Source organism: Halomonas meridiana (assembly GCF_009846525.1).
GTDB lineage: Bacteria > Pseudomonadota > Gammaproteobacteria > Pseudomonadales > Halomonadaceae > Vreelandella.
In genome coordinates this window covers 3,455,885-3,472,833 of record NZ_CP024621.1, presented here as the reverse complement: position 1 = coordinate 3,472,833, position 16,949 = coordinate 3,455,885, and the positions used below count along the sequence as shown (strand labels likewise).

Below are 16,949 nucleotides of genomic sequence, written 5' to 3'. Positions count from 1 at the left end.
CTCTCCTGAAAAGCGCTGATTATTGCGTAGTAGCAGGCAGCTTTATCGACTGATAATTCTGGTAGGCACTCATAATGGTTTCATACTGCACTTGGTGGGCCATTACGAAATCGTCACCGTAGATCGTTTCGTCTGGGTATTCAGTAATCAATTGGAGTGGCGTGAGCTGCGTATCGTCACGTGTTAGCAGATAAGGAATATCATTCTGTATGGCAAATTCTAGGCGGCCAGCGTGGGCTTCGAAAGCCTTGATCTGACGTCGATTGTAGGCTGCCAGCCCTGGAACGTTCGCTAGATGTGCCGTGACGCGTTCTAGTAGCGCCTCTGCCTGTGCTTTCCAATGTTGATGATAGCGAAGGACGAGAAAAAAACCTTTGGGTATCGACCACAACTCGAAGTTGCGAGGAACGTAACCGGTGAGCGGACGGGTCCATTCGTGGGCGGGGTAGCCATGCAGGTTGATGTGCAACTGCGCTCCGCTTGCCGCCTTGGCGCGCTCGCGAATGGCTAGCTCGAACTCTCCGCCCAGGGGTTGAGCCTGAAGGTCATTGCCGAACGCCGTATAGCGTGCAGCATGGTGCATGTGAGTTGGCTGCTCGGCGACTAACCGCTGCTGTAGGCGGTAGCCATCTGGATTCTCGAGCGGTGAGAGCACGAAGTGCGAACCTGTCTGACGCGATAGGTCTCGCCCGGCGCGCAGTGCGCCTACAACACCCGAAGGTTCGTTGGCGTGCTGCGCAGCGCTGATAATCACCGCCCGGTCTTGACCTTTGTGATAACGGGCAGATAGTTTACGCCCACTGCGGCTTTTGGTGTGAAGTGCCTCTCCTTCAATGGTTTCGAGCTCGGCGAGTATTCTGGTAGCACTCAATGGGCGTTCGGCGCTGTCGAGAGTGATTCCGTCATCGGTAGTTGCTTCGTCGGTACTCAACTGTCGAAGCGTGATCGTAAGCGACGGCGGTGCCTCAGCTCGGGTCTTGATTTCCGGCACAATCTGACCAGGCTGGATCGAGCGGTCGCCCAGAGGCAAGCCAGCAAGGTGCTGATAGACCTCCAAAAGCGAAAAGTAGAGCTCCTCGTGCAGCCCCTCGGCCAAGCTTATATGCTCAAGCCCGAAGGGCAGCCGCGTATCCTGGCATGGCAGGGTGACACTGATATTGAGCTCCTCGAAAAATGGCTGCTCTGCAGGCCACTCAGCCTGGGTAATAGCGTCTATGGCCGCCTCAAAGAGCTGGGCGTAGTCGCAGGCGTAGAAAGAACTGTCGCTATGGCCGTTAGTGCTTTGCCAACAAATCCAGCCGCAGGGCGAGAGCTGCCAGGCCCCAACGTGGTCCAGATGATGACGGTTGGGGGCTGCCACGCGCACTACCTCTTGGGTGCCGTCTTCATTTGTCAGCACCAGCTCGTAGTGGTAGAGCGCAGTGTGTGCTTGACAGGCGACGGCCTCCCAGCTCAGCACGACGTGCTCGCCGAGAAGACCTGCCAAGGGGTAAGCTTCCAGCAGAAAGCGCTTGGGCGCATCGACGGGAGCTGGATAGCGAATGTGTATCGAGAGCAGTGGCCGCTCGCCAAGCTCCTCAATCACATAGTGTACCAAGGGCTTATAAGCGCTGTAGAAGCGCGCCTGGATGCTATGGGCTTGCAGCGACTGCTCGGCGCGCTGACGGGCGGCATGGTCGTCAAAAACCCAAGCGGTGAGCGTATCGCCCGGTGAGAGCGTGTTCTGGTACTGGGCGACGATTGCCTCTACGCTGCGCTCGAAAGTGGTGTCCAATAGGATAGTCATCGTGTGGTCCTTCCTGTCGGATCAAGGGTGTCGCGCAGCCAGTCACCCAGGAGGTTGAGGCCTAGCACGGTGAGTAGGATGGCTACCCCTGGGAAGACGCTGACCCACCAGGCGGTTTGGAGATAGGTGCGGCCTTCCGCCAGCATGCCGCCCCAGCTCGGAATGACTGGGTCGACTCCCAGGCCTAGGAAAGTCAGACTGCTTTCCAGCAGGATGTTATTTGCTACGTTCAGAGTCATCAGCACGATGACTGGACCCAGCAGGTTGGGAAGTAGGTGTTGGAATAGAATACGCCAATCACGCACACCGATTGCCTGGGCTGAGAGGATAAACTCACGATCCTTGAGCGAGAGCACAGAGCCTCTCACCAGACGAGCGTATTGCACCCATTGGGAGACGATCAATAAAATGATCATGTTGGTCAGACCGCCGCCGATCACCGCAATAAAGGTGATCGCTAGCAGTATGAAAGGCAAAGCAAGCTGCACGTCGGCAAAGCGCATAACGACTATGTCGACAATCCCTCCGTAGTAACCGGACAACAGCCCCATCACGATGCCCAGCACCACCGCGCCCAGCGCTGAGTAGAAGCCCACTTTAAGAGAAATTTCGCCGCCAATAATCACCCGGGCCAGTACGTCGCGCCCCAGTGGGTCAGTGCCTAGCAGAAAGTTTCCGTCGGCCAGCGGTGGGGTCAGACGCATGGCTAGGTTGACACCGCTGCCGCCGTCCGGAAAAAGCCAGCTTGAGAACAACACGGCCAGGCCAATACCGCCTACTAGCACAGTGCCCATGATGAACTCGAGGCTCTTGAAGCGCCGAAGTTTCGAGAAATTAAACAACAGTGAGTTTACCGACATAAAGGTTCCCTAACTTTTGCGCACACGGGGGTCGACGAAACCATAGGCGATGTCGACCAGCAGGTTGATAGAGATGATTAAAAGTGACAGGACTGTGATTACGCCCTGCAGCACCGGGTAGTCGCGGGCTGCCACGGCATCAAAGGCTAGCGTGCCCAGCCCTGGCCAGTTGAATACCCGCTCCACCACAACAATGCCACCTAAAAGCCCGCCGAACTGCAGTCCGAAATATGTAATTAGCGGGATTGAACAGTTGCGAAGTGCATGCTTATAGAGCACTACTGAATTGGAGAGCCCCTTGGCGCGTGCCACCATGATGTACTGGGAGCGCAGCGTTTCCAGCATGGTGGTGCGCACTAGGCGCACGTTGGTGGCGGTAAGAATGATGCCCATAGTGGCGGCTGGCATAATGAAGCTTTGCCACCCTTCCATACCGCTGGGTGGTAGCAGGTTGAATGTGATGGACATCAACAGAACCATCATGATGGCTAGCCAGAAGTTTGGAAAGGAGAGGCCGATCAGGGAGATGATACGAATCACCTGATCGGGCCATCTGCCGCGGGATACTGCGGCCTTCACGCCTAGCGGGATTGATAGCGCGATAGAAATGAATAGTGAAGCGAAGGCAAGCGCCAGAGTTGCTGGTAAGGCGCGGCCGACCAGCTCGCTCACTTGTGTGCCCCCCATGAAACTACGACCCAGGTCGCCGGTAAACAGTCCTTTCAGGAAATCCAAGTACTGCACTAAAAACGGCTGGTTGAGGCCGAGTGCTTCACGAATGCGTTCAAGGTCTGCTTCGGTGATGCTGCCTGCGCCCTGGGCGAGCATGACCGCAGGATCGCCGGTCAGTCGAATCGCAAACGACACGATCAGTGTTACCGCCACGAGCACGAACAGCGCTTGCAGCAGACGGTAAAAAAGAAACTTGGCCACGGGGCCTCTCCTCGGAAAACAGGCGGCCGCCGCTCTAAAAGCGGCGGCAGGTTGGGATTACTCGGTAACGTCGACGTCGGTCAGGCGAATTCGGCTATCCGGCGCTGGCTCGAAGTTCTCCACCCGGCTACCCACACCGTACAGCGCATTCAAGCTATAAAGCGGTATTTCCAGAGCACGCTCCTTGGTGTAGCGAGCGACGAACTGCAGCAGCGTTTCGCGTTTTTCCTGGTCAGTGATGCTGCGCTGGGAGTCGAGCATTTCGTCCAGCTTGGCATCGCTGTCATAGGGGTTCCAACGTTCGCCGCTGTGGTACATAAGGTACGCGGTATTGTCGAAGTCGAAGGTCCAGCCCCCCATTTTTGCTGAAACATTGCTCCGGTGCGCCCTGCGGGAATGATGTCGTTGAGCAATACGTTTGTTTCGTAGGGCTGGATTGAAGCGTTGAGGCCCACGCTCTGCAGATAGGCGGCGACCACCTGGGCCACCTCAGCGAATGTGGCGTCGTTGCCGCGCACATCAATTTGCAGCGTCGTGCCTGGCTCGACTCCAGCTTCGGTGAGTAGCTCCTGGGCTCGCTGAGGGTCGTAGGGGTAGGGTTCTAGCGCGGGGTCGAAGCCGAAGGACTGGCTGCCCTGAAAGCTTGCAATCACGTTGCCTTCGCCAGCCAGGATGGAGTCGACGATGGCCTGACGATCAACTGCCATGATGATGGCTTGGCGAACCCGCTCATCGGCAGTTATGCCTGTTTGGGTGTTGAAGCGGAGTGCTTCTACAGTAGGTGAGGCGACGCTCACTACCTCAGTATTGGGATGGTCGTTGATCGATTTGATCATACCAATGGGAATGGTGGGTGGCAGCACAATATCCACCCGGCCAGACTGCAGTTCAGCCACGGCGGTGGAGGGTTCGGAGATGAAGCGATAGGTGACGCTATCGAGCTTCGGCGCGCCTCCCCAGTGATCGGCAAAGGCTTCGAGCTTCACATCGGAGCGAGGTGTATAGTCGACCACCTGAAATGGACCGGTGCCTACGGGGTTAGTATTGAAGTAGTCGTCGCCGTGCTCTTTGATGTAATTGGGTGGCACGATCATTGCGCCATAACCGGCTAGCTTGGTCAGTAGCACTGGGTCGGGCTGGTATAGAAAGAAATCGACGGTATGGTCGTCGATGACTTCCACATGGGATATCGCGGTATAGTTAGAGCGCTGCGGGCCACGGGCACCCTCTTCACCCAGGAGGCGATCAAAGGTGAATTTTACAGCTTCGGCGTTGAAGGGCTCGCCATTATGGAATACTACGCCCTCGCGAAGCGTAAAGCGGATGCGCTTGCCGTCGTCCAGCTCCTCCCAATTGGTGGCAAGACCAGGCACCAGTTCAAGATTTGGGCCACGATAAGTTAGGCCATCGAAAATGTTGGTGGCCACCGATGCCCAGTTGACCAGAAAGGTATCGATTGGATCCCAACTGCCTGGGTCCTGAGGAGAGGCGATGGTCAGTGACCCTGCATGGCTCGTTCCAGCGGTGGCTAGGGCGGCAGCTAGAGTGCAGGCCTTGAATAGCGTTGTCTTTTTCATTGATCTCTTCTCTAGTTTTTTGTTTAGGTTGGAAACGAAGTGCTACAAACGGGGCGAGGCGCCCCCGCGCGAGACGAAATGGCCGGTGGCTATTTCATCAAGAGGGTAGACAGTGGGTTCATCGCCCACCCTGCGAATGGGGCTTGGAATGTCACCGTCCAGCAGTAGGTGTTCGCGCCGATGGTGAGGGTCGGCCACGGGCACTGCCGAAAGCAGTTTCTTTGTATAGGCGTGTTGGGGCGCGTCGAACACTCGTTGACGTGGCCCCATTTCGACGATCTGGCCAAGGTGCAGAACCGCCACGCGGTGACTCATCTTCTCCACCACTGCCATGTCGTGGCTGATAAACAGGTACGCTAGTCCCTCTTCGCGTTGAAGCTGCATCATCAGGTGAATGATCTGCGCCTGAATGGAAACGTCCAGTGCAGAAAGTGCCTCGTCGGCAATAATGAGTTTAGGCTTGGAGGCCAGCGCCCGGGCGATACAGATGCGCTGGCGCTGTCCGCCAGAAAATTCGTGTGGATAGCGGTTGGCGTGTTCCGGTTTCAGGCCTACACGCTCGAGCAGCTCGCTTACACGTTGCTGGATAAGCTTGCTGTTGCCCATCAAGCGGTGAGTATGGATGGGCTCTGCTATGGAGAAGCCTGCGGTCTTGCGAGGGTCCAGCGAGGCGAAGGGGTCCTGGAAAATGTACTGCACCTCTTGGCGCAGATTCATCTTTTCGCCGCGCGACATTTTCGCGACAGGCTTGCCAGAGAAGGTGATATCACCACTGGTGCTTTTCTGCAGTTGCTGAATAGTTCGTCCTATAGTGGACTTACCTGAGCCTGATTCGCCCACTAGGGCCAGTGTCTCTCCGGGGAAGATTTCAAAACTGACGTGCTCAACGGCGTGGACGCGGTGGCTCACACCGCCAAAAAAACCCTTGTGGATATCAAACCGTGTTACCAGATTACGCACGCTGACCACTGGCGTTTCCTGTACGCACACGGTGTCTTGAAGCGTGGGCTCCCCCTGGGTCACGACCTTTTCGCCATCAAAGATTATAAGTGGCTCGGCCCGAGGAAGTGCTTCGCCGTGCATGCTGCCAAGTGTGGGCACTGCCGCTAGCAGTGCCTGGGTGTAGGGGGCTTGGGGCGAGGCGAACAATGTGGCGACATCCGCCTCTTCGACCTTCTCGCCGTTGCGCATCACCACTACGTGATCGGCCACTTCTGCCACCACGCCCATGTCATGGGTGATGAAAATTACTGCCATACCGAGCTCTTTTTGGAGATCTCGGATGATGGCGAGAATCTGCGCCTGAATGGTAACGTCTAGAGCCGTGGTGGGCTCATCAGCCACCAGAACCTTTGGTTTGCAAGCCAACGCCATGGCGATCATTACTCGTTGGCGCATACCGCCTGAGAGTTGGTGTGGGTAGCGTTTCAAAAGCGATTCGGCATCGGCCAAGCGGACTAAGCGCAGTAGTTTCAAGGCCTCTTCACTTGCTGTGGCCCGGCTGTAATCGCCGTGAAGCAGGAGCACTTCAGTGATTTGGTCGCCGATGGTATAGACCGGATTGAGAGATGTCATCGGCTCCTGGAAGATCATCGAGATCTCTTTGCCGCGGATCTTGCGCATCTCCTTGTCAGAAAGCTTAGTCAGATCCAGCGGCGCTTTGTCGCTCGTATCGCGATAAAAGATATGGCCCTTAGAGATGGTGGCATTGAGATAATGGACTAGGCCCATTATGGCTAAGGACGTCATAGACTTTCCCGAACCGGACTCGCCGACGATCGCCAGGGTTTGGCCAGCGTGAAGATCAAACGAGAGATCCTGAACGACCCGATTGGATCCGAACGTGATATCGAGCGATTGCACGGACAGCAAGGGTAGTGTTGATAGCACAATTTTACCTGTATTTTTTATATAATTTATCTAGAAATTATCTGCATGGTGTATGTATGTCAATTAGGTATTTGCTATTTAGATGTAGGCAGACAGCTTGAGACATCATGAAAAAGCCGTTTGCCAAGCACCGCTCCAAAAGCCGATCATAGGGCCTCTGATCCCTCCATGAATGAAGAGATATCTTCGACAAAATCAACTATAAAGAGCATGCCTATGAGCAAAGAGAGACAGACTTTGCCCCCCAAGAGAAACCCCATCGTGTCGTCAGAACATCTGTCCCACAAAGCGCAAGAACTTTCGGAGTTTGAATTTGGGCTGATTATTTCAAGTAATGCGTTCAACCGCTGGATGGTGCGTTGCATGACTGCTACAGGTTACCCTGAGCTTGGGGCACTCGATGTTTTAGTGCTTCATAGCGTCAATCATAGGGCGCGAGCAAAACGGCAGGGGGATATTTGTTTAGTTCTCAACGTTGAAGACACCCACACAGTGACATACGCATTGCGCAAGCTCTCAAAATTAGGATTAGTAGTAGGTGAAAAGCACGGTAAAGAGACACTGTTTAGTACAACAGATCTGGGGCATGATGCTTGTAATCGCTATGCCGAAATTCGAGAGGTATGCCTCATTGAGTCACTTGATTCAATGGGTATTGAGCGCAGCGAAATAAGCCGCTTGGCTAGCATTTTGCGAACTATGTCAGGTTTGTATGACCAAGCCGCTAGAGCAGCGGCCTCACTTTGAAAACGACACTAAGGATATGGTTAGCCATTGCGCTCATGCATCTCTTCCCCAGCATCGCGCTCTACCTGCCCTATGCCATGACGAGCTGACGGCCAGGGTTAGTGACCATACACCGACACTCCGCCCCGGCCAGAGCGTTTGATGAAGTACATGCTCTGGTCGGCGGCATCGATCAGTTCTCGCTCGTTGCCAAAGCCGCCGTCGGTCAGGCAAGCCACGCCAATCGACACGGAGACGTAAAGCGCCTCTTGCTCGATCCGTGCCATGGGGCGCTCCTGCAAGCGTCGAGTAATGCGTTCGGCAAAACGTCTCGCGCCCTCGGCATCCTCGTCCGGCAGAATCACCAGAAACTCTTCGCCCCCGTAGCGGCCCGCCAGGTCGCCCACGCGAATCAGCGAAGCGAGCATTTTGCCAAAACGGGTGAGCACTTCATCGCCCGCCTGATGGCCGAAGCGATCGTTGAGCACTTTGAAGTGGTCCAGGTCGATGAACACCACCGACATGGTGCGTTTGGTCGATAGGCAGAGGTGAAAGCGCGCGCGTAGCTGCTCCTCCAGCCAAGCGCGATTGGCCAGTTGGGTCAGCGGGTCGATCCGGCTGCGCTGCTCTAGCATGGCGTAATCGTTGAGCAGCGTTTTGCGTGCTTTTTGCTGGGCGTCCAAGCGAGCGCTAAGCATCAATGTGTGCTCGAAGAGCAGCTGCTGAGCCTCCTGCAGTAGCGCTACGCTGTCGACCGGGACGGGCTGACTCAGTCCGAGGGTGTCCATCAAGGGGGGAAGGGACTGCTCCAGGTGTGCCAGCAGCCCCGACATGGCCCACTCGCTCGCAGGCGCTAACGCCTGGAGCTGGCGTATCACGCCCGCTAATGCTTGAGCGGGATTGGCCGATAACCAAGCATCGGCCACCGAGCCGGAGACCCGTAGGCAGAGCGCAGCGTTATCCTCGGTATCGAGCCCGTCGTGGCTGCCGTGGATCGCCTGCACTAACGCGTCATGGGCGCCCCATTTTGCCAGCAACCAAGCGCCCACCAGAGCGTGGTCGCAGCCGAAATAGCGCCTTTCCATCTGAAGGGTATGTAGGTGGGAGGTGTGCTCGGTGCCATACAGCAGGTCAGCGTCGGTGGGGTAGGCGGTTTGCAGGGCCAACATGCCAATGTCTTGCAATAGCGCCGAGGTAAACACGCTCCCGGACTGGTGGGGGCAGAGCTGCTGCGCGAGGTAGCTCGCGGTGACGGCCGCCGTGACGGCGCGCTGCCAAAAGTGCTGGCGACTGCGGGCGGTGTGGCCATGTTCAAACAGGCAAAAGCTCAGTACCGTGGCCAGGGTGACATCCAGCCCCAGGCGCTGGGTCGCCTCGAAACAGGTATGAGGCGGCTGGGCCGCGCGCAGGTAGTGCACGCTATTGGCCACGCTCATGACCCGGGCCGTCAGGGCAGGATCGTATTCGATGGCGCGGGCGTAATCGCTCAAAGTGGCGTCGCCACTGCGCGAGATGTCTAGCACCTTGAGCGCTACGGCGGGTAGGGTCGGTAGTCGCTTGCATTGCAGCAAGGCGCTGCTGAGAAAGCTGGGAAGCTGGTTAGCCAGCGAGGTGTAGAGTGTTTCGCTGACGGCGGTAGGCCCCGTCATAGTGTCTCCTCAAATGCCGTGCAGCGAAGCGGGCAGTCAACTGAATAGCGATAGATGTTTTTATCATAATGCCAAGGCCACCGATACGCTTGGGCATTTTCGACATCTTCCATAAGGTAGCTGTTTATGGTGCAAACGTCGCCGTGCTTTGTTAAAACAGTGGCAAAGCTTAGCTGCTCTATAACGACATAAGCGAGTGCAACGATGCACACAAGGAAAGAAGCAGCAGAGATTTTTCGCCAGTTGGCAGAAGGGGTCGGACGCAGTGGTCAGCCCTGTTTCTTTGCTACCCTGGTGGAACAGCTTGCTCATCTACTGGCCGTCGACCATGCGCTGGTGGCGGTCGTCACTGATGCCAATATAGCGGAAACCCTGGCCGTTTGGTCAAGAGGGGGCTTGCAAGCCAATCTCTCCTATCCGCTGGCGGGCACCCCTTGTGAAACCGTGGTAGGTCGTGAGCCCTGTCTGTACGCCTGCGATGTGCAGTCCCGCTTTCCAGAAGACGATCTCCTGAGCCAGCTCGGTGCCGATAGCTACATGGGCTTGCCGCTGTTTGGACCCGATGGCTCGGCCATTGGCCTACTGGCCGTGCTCAACAATCGTGCCATGGCATTCGATGGGTTAGAGAACGAAATTCTGCGCATTGCCGCCGCACAAGCGGGTGCCGAGCTGGGTCGTCGGCAGGCAGAAGCCGCGCTGCGCAAAAGCGAGGCCGCCGCCAAAGAGAGCGAGCGGCGGCTGAACACCCTGCTCAATCACTTGCCCGGCATGGCCTACCGCTGCCTGAATGACCACGACTGGACCATGCAGTTAGTGAGTCAAGGTGCCGAAGCGCTGACCGGTTATCGGCCGGAGGAGTTGGAACACAGCCGAGTGACGAGTTTTGCCAGTCTCGTGCACAGGGAGGATCAAGAGCGGCTGTTCCAGGAGGTGCAGGCGGCGATTCGCCAGCGCCGCCCTTATCGGGTGACGTTTCGTATCCGGCATCGCGACGGCAGCGAGCGCTGGATGTGGGAACAGGGGCAGGCCATTTTCTCCGACGAAGGGGACGTGCTCTGTTTGGAAGGCTTCATTACCGACGTGACCGACCAGCAAGAGGCGCAGCGAGTGCAGCAGGCGGTCGTACAAGTCGCCTCGACCGTGACCTCCCGGGTAGGCGATGACTACTTTCAGCAGCTGATCGCCACGCTGACCACGCTATTGGAAGCCGATGCAGGGTTCATTGCCCTACTGGATCAGCCCGTACCGCCGCCCCAGGGAGCGTCGCCCCACCCCAATAATGTGCTACCCGCCACCACGGGCCATACCGTGAGCCTGGTCGTCGCCGGTCAGCCTCGCAAGAATCACACCTTTTTGCTGCGCGATACGCCGGTCGAACGCGTCGTACTCGAACAAGAGAGCGTCGTCCATCATGGCCAGCGCTTTACTCTGCCGGGCGCTACGCTGAGCGCACAAGCCTGGATTGGTCGACGGCTGGATAACGCAAAAGGCGAAGCCATTGGGGCGATGATGGTGTTTTACCAAGCGCCGTTAACCACCAATGCCTTTGCTACCTCGGTGCTACAGATTCTCTCCACGGGAGCGGCCGCGGAGCTAGAGCGACGCCGTGACCATCGCCATATGCATCAGCTGGCCTACACCGATAGCACGACCGGTTTGCCCAATCGGGTGCAGTTCATGGAGTATCTGCGCGACATGGAACAGCTTGCCCATGAGCAGACGTCGCCGCTGGCGCTGCTGCTGTTGGATTTGCGCCGCTTCAAAGAGATCAACGACCTGCACGGCCATCACATTGGTGATCAGTTATTGGCCACCGTGGCGGGACGTTTGCGTCACCTGGACCTGCCGAACGTGCACTGCGCGCGACTGTCGGGGGACGAGTTCGCGCTGCTGTTGCCTCACATCGATCGCGCGAGCGTGGATGACGTGGTCAAACAGCTGTGCAGCTTGGTCAAGCGGCCGATTCGTTTGGATCATCGCGTCTTCAATTTGGACGTGAGCATTGGCTTTGCGCGCTACCCTGGCGATGTCGCCAAGGCCAGCGAGCTGTTCAATGCGGCTAGCATCGCGCTACACCACGCCAAAAAGCGCGACACCAACATCTCTCCTTATACGCAAACCATGCGTCATACCCTGGAGCGCCGCCAATGGATGACCGAGCGGCTGCACGTGGCGATCTTGGAGCGGCGGCTGGAACTCTACTTCCAGCCTCAGGTGGATTTACACACTCAAGCGTTGACCGGGGCAGAGGCGCTATGCCGCTGGCACGATCCCGAATGGGGCTGGGTAAGCCCGGGCGAATTCATCCCCCTGGCAGAGGAGCGCGGGCTGATTCGTTTACTCGGCGACTGGGTGCTGGAAGAGGCCGCTCGCCAGCTGAGCGAGTGGCAGGCGGCGGGTACACCGCTCCCTGGACGGCTATCGATCAACATCTCCGCGCAGCAGTTTGCCGACCCGCGCTTGACCACCCATATTGCCACGCTCACCTCCAGCGTCTCGCCCAGTGCGATTGCCATCGAGCTGACCGAAAGCGACTTCATGCGCGACCCCGATCAGGCGGTCATCATCACCCAGGCCATGCGGCAAGCAGGCTATGCGCTGTTCATCGACGATTTTGGCACCGGCTACTCTTCGCTCTCTTACCTGCGTCGTTTCGCAGCCGATGCGCTCAAAATCGACATCTCGTTCGTGCGCGATATGTTGGATAACCACCACGATCGCGCCATCGTGCAAACGATCATCGCCATGGCCAACACGCTGGATATGAAAACCCTCGCCGAAGGCGTCGAGAGTGCCGCCCAGGCAGCGCTACTGGCCGAGATGGGGTGCAATCAGGCGCAAGGTTACTGGTTTGGCAAACCGCTGTCGGCTGACAGTTTTGCCCGTACCTGGCTGAGCCGTTAGGCGCGCGTTCGTCATCTTACTGTCATCATGCTTGGCATACCCTACGCGCGCCAAACCGCGACGATAGGAGTTTCCCATGCGCCTGGCCCTGTTTGACCTTGATGACACCCTCCTGGATGGAGACTGCAGCGACCGCTGGAATTTATGGATGATTGAGCAAGGGTGGATCAGCGACGCGGAGCGCTTCATGGCGCGTGCGGAGCAGATGCAGCAGGCCTATCACGCGGGCAAGCTCAAGTTGGAAGAGTACCTCGCCATGACGTTGGCTCCCTTGAAAGGGCGGCGAGTGTCCGACGTCGAAAAAGAGGTGGAGCGCTTCGTCGACACCCATTTGCAGCCGCGCATTTTCGATCAGGCGTGGCGCTGTCTGGAAAACCATCGCAACGCGGGCGATACCCTGGTGCTGATCTCTGCCTCATCCCACCATTTGGTGGCCCCCATTGCGGCGGCGTTGGGCATCGAGCACGTGCTCGCGGTGGAGCTGGAAGTCGCCACTTCGGAGGAGGGGCGTGTGTATACCGGCGCTAGCCAAGGCGTGCTCTCGTACCGAGGCGGCAAGGTGATCCGCTTTCAGCAGTGGTTAGCAGAACACGCCATCACCCCAAGCCATACCACTTTCTACTCCGACTCCCGCAATGACCTGCCGCTGCTGCAGTACGTGGATTGCGCCGTAGCGGTCAACCCAGACCCGGTATTGGCCGAGGTGGCTAGCGTAGAAGGGTGGCGACGCTTAGACTGGCGGGCATCCGCACTTGCCCAAGTTGCTAAGGCAATTTAAGCGCATGGCGAGAGTTGCCAGTCGCGCCATAACATCTCTTTGAAGGGCTCTGCTGGCAGAGCCCGTTAGACGACCAGGCTATGAGGCTGGACAGGGAGCGCCGACGTGCAGGGCTACCGCAGACATGGCGGGAACGCTCAACGTCAGTTGACCATCCTCTACCACGATACACTGTCCCTCAGCCGTCACGTTTTGATAGTGGCCATCTGCCATATCGGTTTGAAAGGTGTGGGTGAGCGCTTGCGGCTCCCGGTTAATCGCAATAAAGCCCTGGGCTTCGCGGCTGAAGGCGATTTGATGATGGCCATTATCCCACCAGTGGGTGACCTCTGAGCCGTCGGCTTGTTGGCGAAACGCGACCATATTGGCAATCTCGGGCCAGCGGTGTTCGCATACCCAGGCTTCCCCACATTGGGCCTCGCCCTGCTGGTAGACGGCGACTTGTGGCGGACCCTGGTCGCTGTCGGAAAAGGCGTAGCTCGACATGACTTTCGGGTATCCATACGGCCATGCCAGCATGAACACGTTGGCTAAGCGATAAAGCGCATCATCTCGATGCGTCAGAATATTGCTGCCGCCCGCCCCGTGGCCACGCTGATTATCATGGTTATCGGTAAATACGACGGCTTGATCGCTCGGCAGCAGGGCAGGCGATTCGCCAAACTGCTGAAGGTTGGCCAGGGCTCGATTGTTGAAAATATCACCAAGAGACGCTCCGTAGCGAAACTCGGTGATATCCGCCGTACCTTGATACTCCGTGGCACTGATCGCCTCACCGCCTAGGTCGATGACTTCCTGAAAGGCGTAAAGCGGCGTATCTACCTGCGCCAGAATGGCCGCAATATCGCTGGGGGCCATATGCTTGGCTGCATCGACCCGAATACCCCTCACACCCAGTACTGCCAAGGTATCCAAGTAATCCGCAATATGGCTCTGCACGGTGGGGTCGCTCGTGTTCAGATCGGGTAGGCCGACTAGCTGACATTGCCGAACGCGCTCAGCATTTTGCGTATAGTCGCTCTGTTCGATGCCGCAGGGTTCCTGGAAGTCATCGCGCTGATAATGGGGATAGTTCAGTGCTTCATTGTCATAAGACGAGCCGGCAATGCCCTGGCCCTTGCCGTGGGCCACATGGTTAATCACTGCATCCGCGTACACATCGACCCCCGCTGCATTGCAGCGCTGCACCATATCGGCAAAGGCGTCGCTGGAGCCGCTGCGGCTTTCCAGCTGATAGCTGACCGGCTGGTAGCGAGTCCACCAAGCATCCCCCTGAATGTGCTCTTGTGGGGGCGAGACCTGTACGGCTTTAAATCCTTTTGGTCCTAGCCAATTTTCGCACTCCTGGGCAACATCTTCCCACTGCCATTCAAATAAGTGCACGAACGTATCAGCGCTAGCAGGTTGCGCGGAAAGCCCTATGCTCAGTGCCGCGCTGGCAGCCAGGGCAACGGAGTATTTCGCAAACATGAGATCACCTTTGTTGTCATTGTGGCGAATAACATGACGGTATACAGAGTGACTCAAACCCTCCTTACGAGAGCGCCGAGGGGCGTAGACAAGAGGAGGAGGGCGCCTGCTTGTCCGCACCATCGGCCTCGGTGACTAACGCACGGCTTGCCACACCAAATTAAGGCCCACCAGGAACATGGCCAGAATGACCAGGCGGTAAAACAGCTTTTCATTGACGCGACTCTGTAGCCAAAGACCGTTACGTACCCCGATCCAAGCAACGGGCACAAGCAGCAGCGAGGCCCAGGCACTGGTCATGTTGACTTCGCCTAGCCACATATACGGGCCGAGTTTGATGGTGTTCACTACGGCGTAGGTCACCGTACAGGTAGCAATGAAGGTCTCTTTGGCGAGCTTGCGCGGCATCAGGTACATGTTCATCGGCGGCGCGCCCGCATGGGCAATGAAGCTGGTAAAACCGCACACGCTTGCGGCGGGTAGCGCCCAGTAGGTGGAAATGGGTTTCTTTGCCACGGGTTTGAGCAGCATATAGGCCGCAAACACGACCGATAGAACACCCAGCACCAGCCGCACGCCCTGCTCGCTCAGGCTGCCGAACAGCAGCGTTCCCACCGTCACGCCAATGAACAGCCCCGGCACAAAGCGCCATACTTCCGCGCGATCGTGCTTGCCCCACCACGCTTTGACCGCAAAGACGTCCATCACCAGCAGTAACGGCAGCAGCAGCCCCGCTGCTTGGGTGGGGCTAATCGCCAGCGCCATCAGCGGCACCGAGAGCGTACCAAAGCCGCCCGCAAAGCCCCCTTTAGAGACGCCGGTGAGATAGACAGAAAAAATGATCAACAGCCAGGCGACGAGGGAGTAGTCGGGGAGCATGTAGCCTCACTCAGTATTCAAGACGACCAACATAAAAAAGCCCCGCAGCGGCGGGGCACGCTAGGATAGCATTAGATAAATGTTAGCGGGCGAATAGAAAAGCAGCTGCGCCTTTCCATCGCGTTGATCACAAAATAATCAGCGTCGCCAGCCCTAAGAACGAGAGAAAGCCCACCACGTCGGTGACCGTGGTGAGGATGACCGCGCCGGAGAGGGCGGGGTCGATTTGTAAGCGTTTCAGTACCAAAGGAATGAGAACGCCGGAAAGGTTGGCGAGGCTCATGTTGATGAAGATCGCCAACGTAATCACCAGGGTGATGAGCGGGTCGCTAAACCACAGGTAGGAAATGCCGCCTACTACCAGGGCCCAGACCAAGCCATTACTCATGCCGACCCACATCTCTTTGTTATAGAGCCACTGCTTGTTGTTACCGGCAATTTGCCCCAATGCCAAGCCGCGGATGACTACCGTGAGCGTTTGACTGCCTGCAATCCCGCCCATGCTGGCGACTACCGGCATCAGGATGGCGAGGGCGACGATTTGATCCAGCACCGCTTCGAACTGCCCAATCACAAAGGCGGCTAAGAACGCGGTTAATAGGTTGATACCAAGCCAAATGCCACGGCTCTTGGCGCTGCGCAGAATTGGGGTGAACACCTCTTCTTCGTCGCTGACGCCGGACATGTGCTTCAAGGTCATGTCCGCATCGTCTTGGGTAATTTCCAGCACGTCGGCGGCGTTCAGCTGGCCTACCAGTAGCCCGTCGCTGTTACACACCGGCACGAAGGGCAGCTCCTTGGAGCGCAGCAGGGCGGCGGCGTCGCTCACCTTCATCTGATCATTCAGCGTGTAAGGCGCATCGTCCATAAACTCGTCGACGGTGCTCTCTTGAGGCTGCTTGACCAAGTCGATTAGTGTCAGGGTGCCCAGCAGGCGCTTGTCTTTGTCGGTGATCATGACCTGCTGGGAATCGTCGTCCAGCAGGTGATGAATGCGGATATAGCGCTGTACCGCTTCCAGTGATACCCCCTGTTTTACATTGACCGTCTCCGGGTCCATGTAGCGGCCGACCATGTCCTCTTCGTAGGTGTAGAGGTTCTCGACCTGGGCGCGAATTTCCTGATCGAGGCTGGCGTAGACGGTGGTTTTGATCTCTTCGTCGGCGACATCGAGAACTTCCGCGACTTCTTGCGCGTCCAGCCCCTTGACGATCTGTTCAACATCGCTGGCGCTCAGGTCTTCGATGTAATCGGCGCGAATGTCCTCATCGACCTCGGCGAGCACCTCCCCGAGCAGCGTCTCTGGAATGTACTCCCACAGCAGGTCACGCGTTTTGGCAGGAAAAGACTCAAGGGTGCGCGCAATCGCTAAGATATCGAGCTCGTTGAATAGCTCGTTCAGGGCAGCCGTATCTTCCTCGTCGAGCAACTTTTGAAGATAGAGCAACTGCTCCTCGGTGTTGGTGTACTTCTCTTCGTCGCGCATAGAGTCCATCC

Annotated in this window: 12 protein-coding genes; 3 read left to right on the top strand and 9 right to left on the bottom strand. The window is 57.3% G+C overall.

The window, feature by feature from the left end:
* Positions 1-19 precede the first annotated feature (19 nt).
* The 5 genes from CTT34_RS16455 to CTT34_RS16435 form a co-directional block, all read right to left on the bottom strand.
* Entirely contained in the window at positions 20-1,786 is a 1,767-nt protein-coding gene (locus CTT34_RS16455; RefSeq protein WP_159343381.1) for a M14 family metallopeptidase, read from the bottom strand.
* Positions 1,783-2,646 carry an ABC transporter permease gene (locus CTT34_RS16450; protein ID WP_159343380.1) on the bottom strand — a complete coding sequence of 288 codons (864 nt, stop codon included), beginning with the start codon at positions 2,644-2,646 and terminating at the stop codon, positions 1,783-1,785. Before CTT34_RS16450 ends, CTT34_RS16455 begins: the two co-directional genes overlap by 4 nt.
* A 9-nt stretch (positions 2,647-2,655) precedes the next feature.
* Complete coding sequence (locus tag CTT34_RS16445; protein WP_159343379.1) at positions 2,656-3,579, bottom strand: ABC transporter permease; 924 nt, start codon at positions 3,577-3,579, stop codon at positions 2,656-2,658.
* Between the two features lie 149 nt (positions 3,580-3,728).
* The gene (locus CTT34_RS16440) at positions 3,729-5,156 is read right to left on the bottom strand and encodes an ABC transporter substrate-binding protein (RefSeq protein WP_254436409.1); all 1,428 of its coding nucleotides are present in this window, start codon (positions 5,154-5,156) and stop codon (positions 3,729-3,731) included.
* Positions 5,157-5,198: 42 nt separating this feature from the next.
* Positions 5,199-7,019 (bottom strand): ABC transporter ATP-binding protein, encoded by a 1,821-nt coding sequence (locus CTT34_RS16435; RefSeq protein ID WP_159343844.1) that lies wholly within the window; start codon positions 7,017-7,019, stop codon positions 5,199-5,201.
* 243 nt (positions 7,020-7,262) lie between these two features.
* On the opposite strand from CTT34_RS16435, the gene CTT34_RS16430 reads away from it, so the two are divergent.
* Positions 7,263-7,793, top strand: coding sequence for a winged helix DNA-binding protein (locus tag CTT34_RS16430; protein ID WP_159343378.1), 531 nt, complete (start codon positions 7,263-7,265; stop codon positions 7,791-7,793).
* Between the two features lie 98 nt (positions 7,794-7,891).
* Here the strand turns inward: CTT34_RS16430 and CTT34_RS16425 are convergent, their stop codons facing one another.
* Entirely contained in the window at positions 7,892-9,421 is a 1,530-nt protein-coding gene (locus CTT34_RS16425) for a sensor domain-containing diguanylate cyclase (protein ID WP_159343377.1), read from the bottom strand.
* Positions 9,422-9,625: 204 nt separating this feature from the next.
* On the opposite strand from CTT34_RS16425, the gene CTT34_RS16420 reads away from it, so the two are divergent.
* Both CTT34_RS16420 and CTT34_RS16415 read left to right on the top strand, forming a co-directional pair.
* Entirely contained in the window at positions 9,626-12,325 is a 2,700-nt protein-coding gene (locus CTT34_RS16420; protein ID WP_159343376.1) for a bifunctional diguanylate cyclase/phosphodiesterase, read from the top strand.
* A gap of 76 nt (positions 12,326-12,401) precedes the next feature.
* Positions 12,402-13,103: an HAD family hydrolase gene (locus CTT34_RS16415; protein ID WP_159343375.1), complete on the top strand. Its 702-nt coding sequence runs from the start codon at positions 12,402-12,404 to the stop codon at positions 13,101-13,103.
* Between the two features lie 78 nt (positions 13,104-13,181).
* On the opposite strand, the gene CTT34_RS16410 is transcribed toward CTT34_RS16415, so the two are convergent.
* The 3 genes from CTT34_RS16410 to mgtE all read right to left on the bottom strand — a co-directional run bounded on the left by CTT34_RS16410 (position 13,182) and on the right by mgtE (position 16,938).
* On the bottom strand, positions 13,182-14,573 hold the full coding sequence (locus tag CTT34_RS16410) for an alpha-amylase (RefSeq protein ID WP_159343374.1): 1,392 nt from the start codon (positions 14,571-14,573) through the stop codon (positions 13,182-13,184).
* 135 nt (positions 14,574-14,708) lie between these two features.
* Positions 14,709-15,452 (bottom strand): sulfite exporter TauE/SafE family protein, encoded by a 744-nt coding sequence (locus CTT34_RS16405; protein WP_159343373.1) that lies wholly within the window; start codon positions 15,450-15,452, stop codon positions 14,709-14,711.
* 127 nt (positions 15,453-15,579) lie between these two features.
* The gene (gene mgtE / locus CTT34_RS16400) at positions 15,580-16,938 is read right to left on the bottom strand and encodes a magnesium transporter (protein ID WP_159343372.1); all 1,359 of its coding nucleotides are present in this window, start codon (positions 16,936-16,938) and stop codon (positions 15,580-15,582) included.
* Between the last annotated feature and the right edge of the window lie 11 nt (positions 16,939-16,949).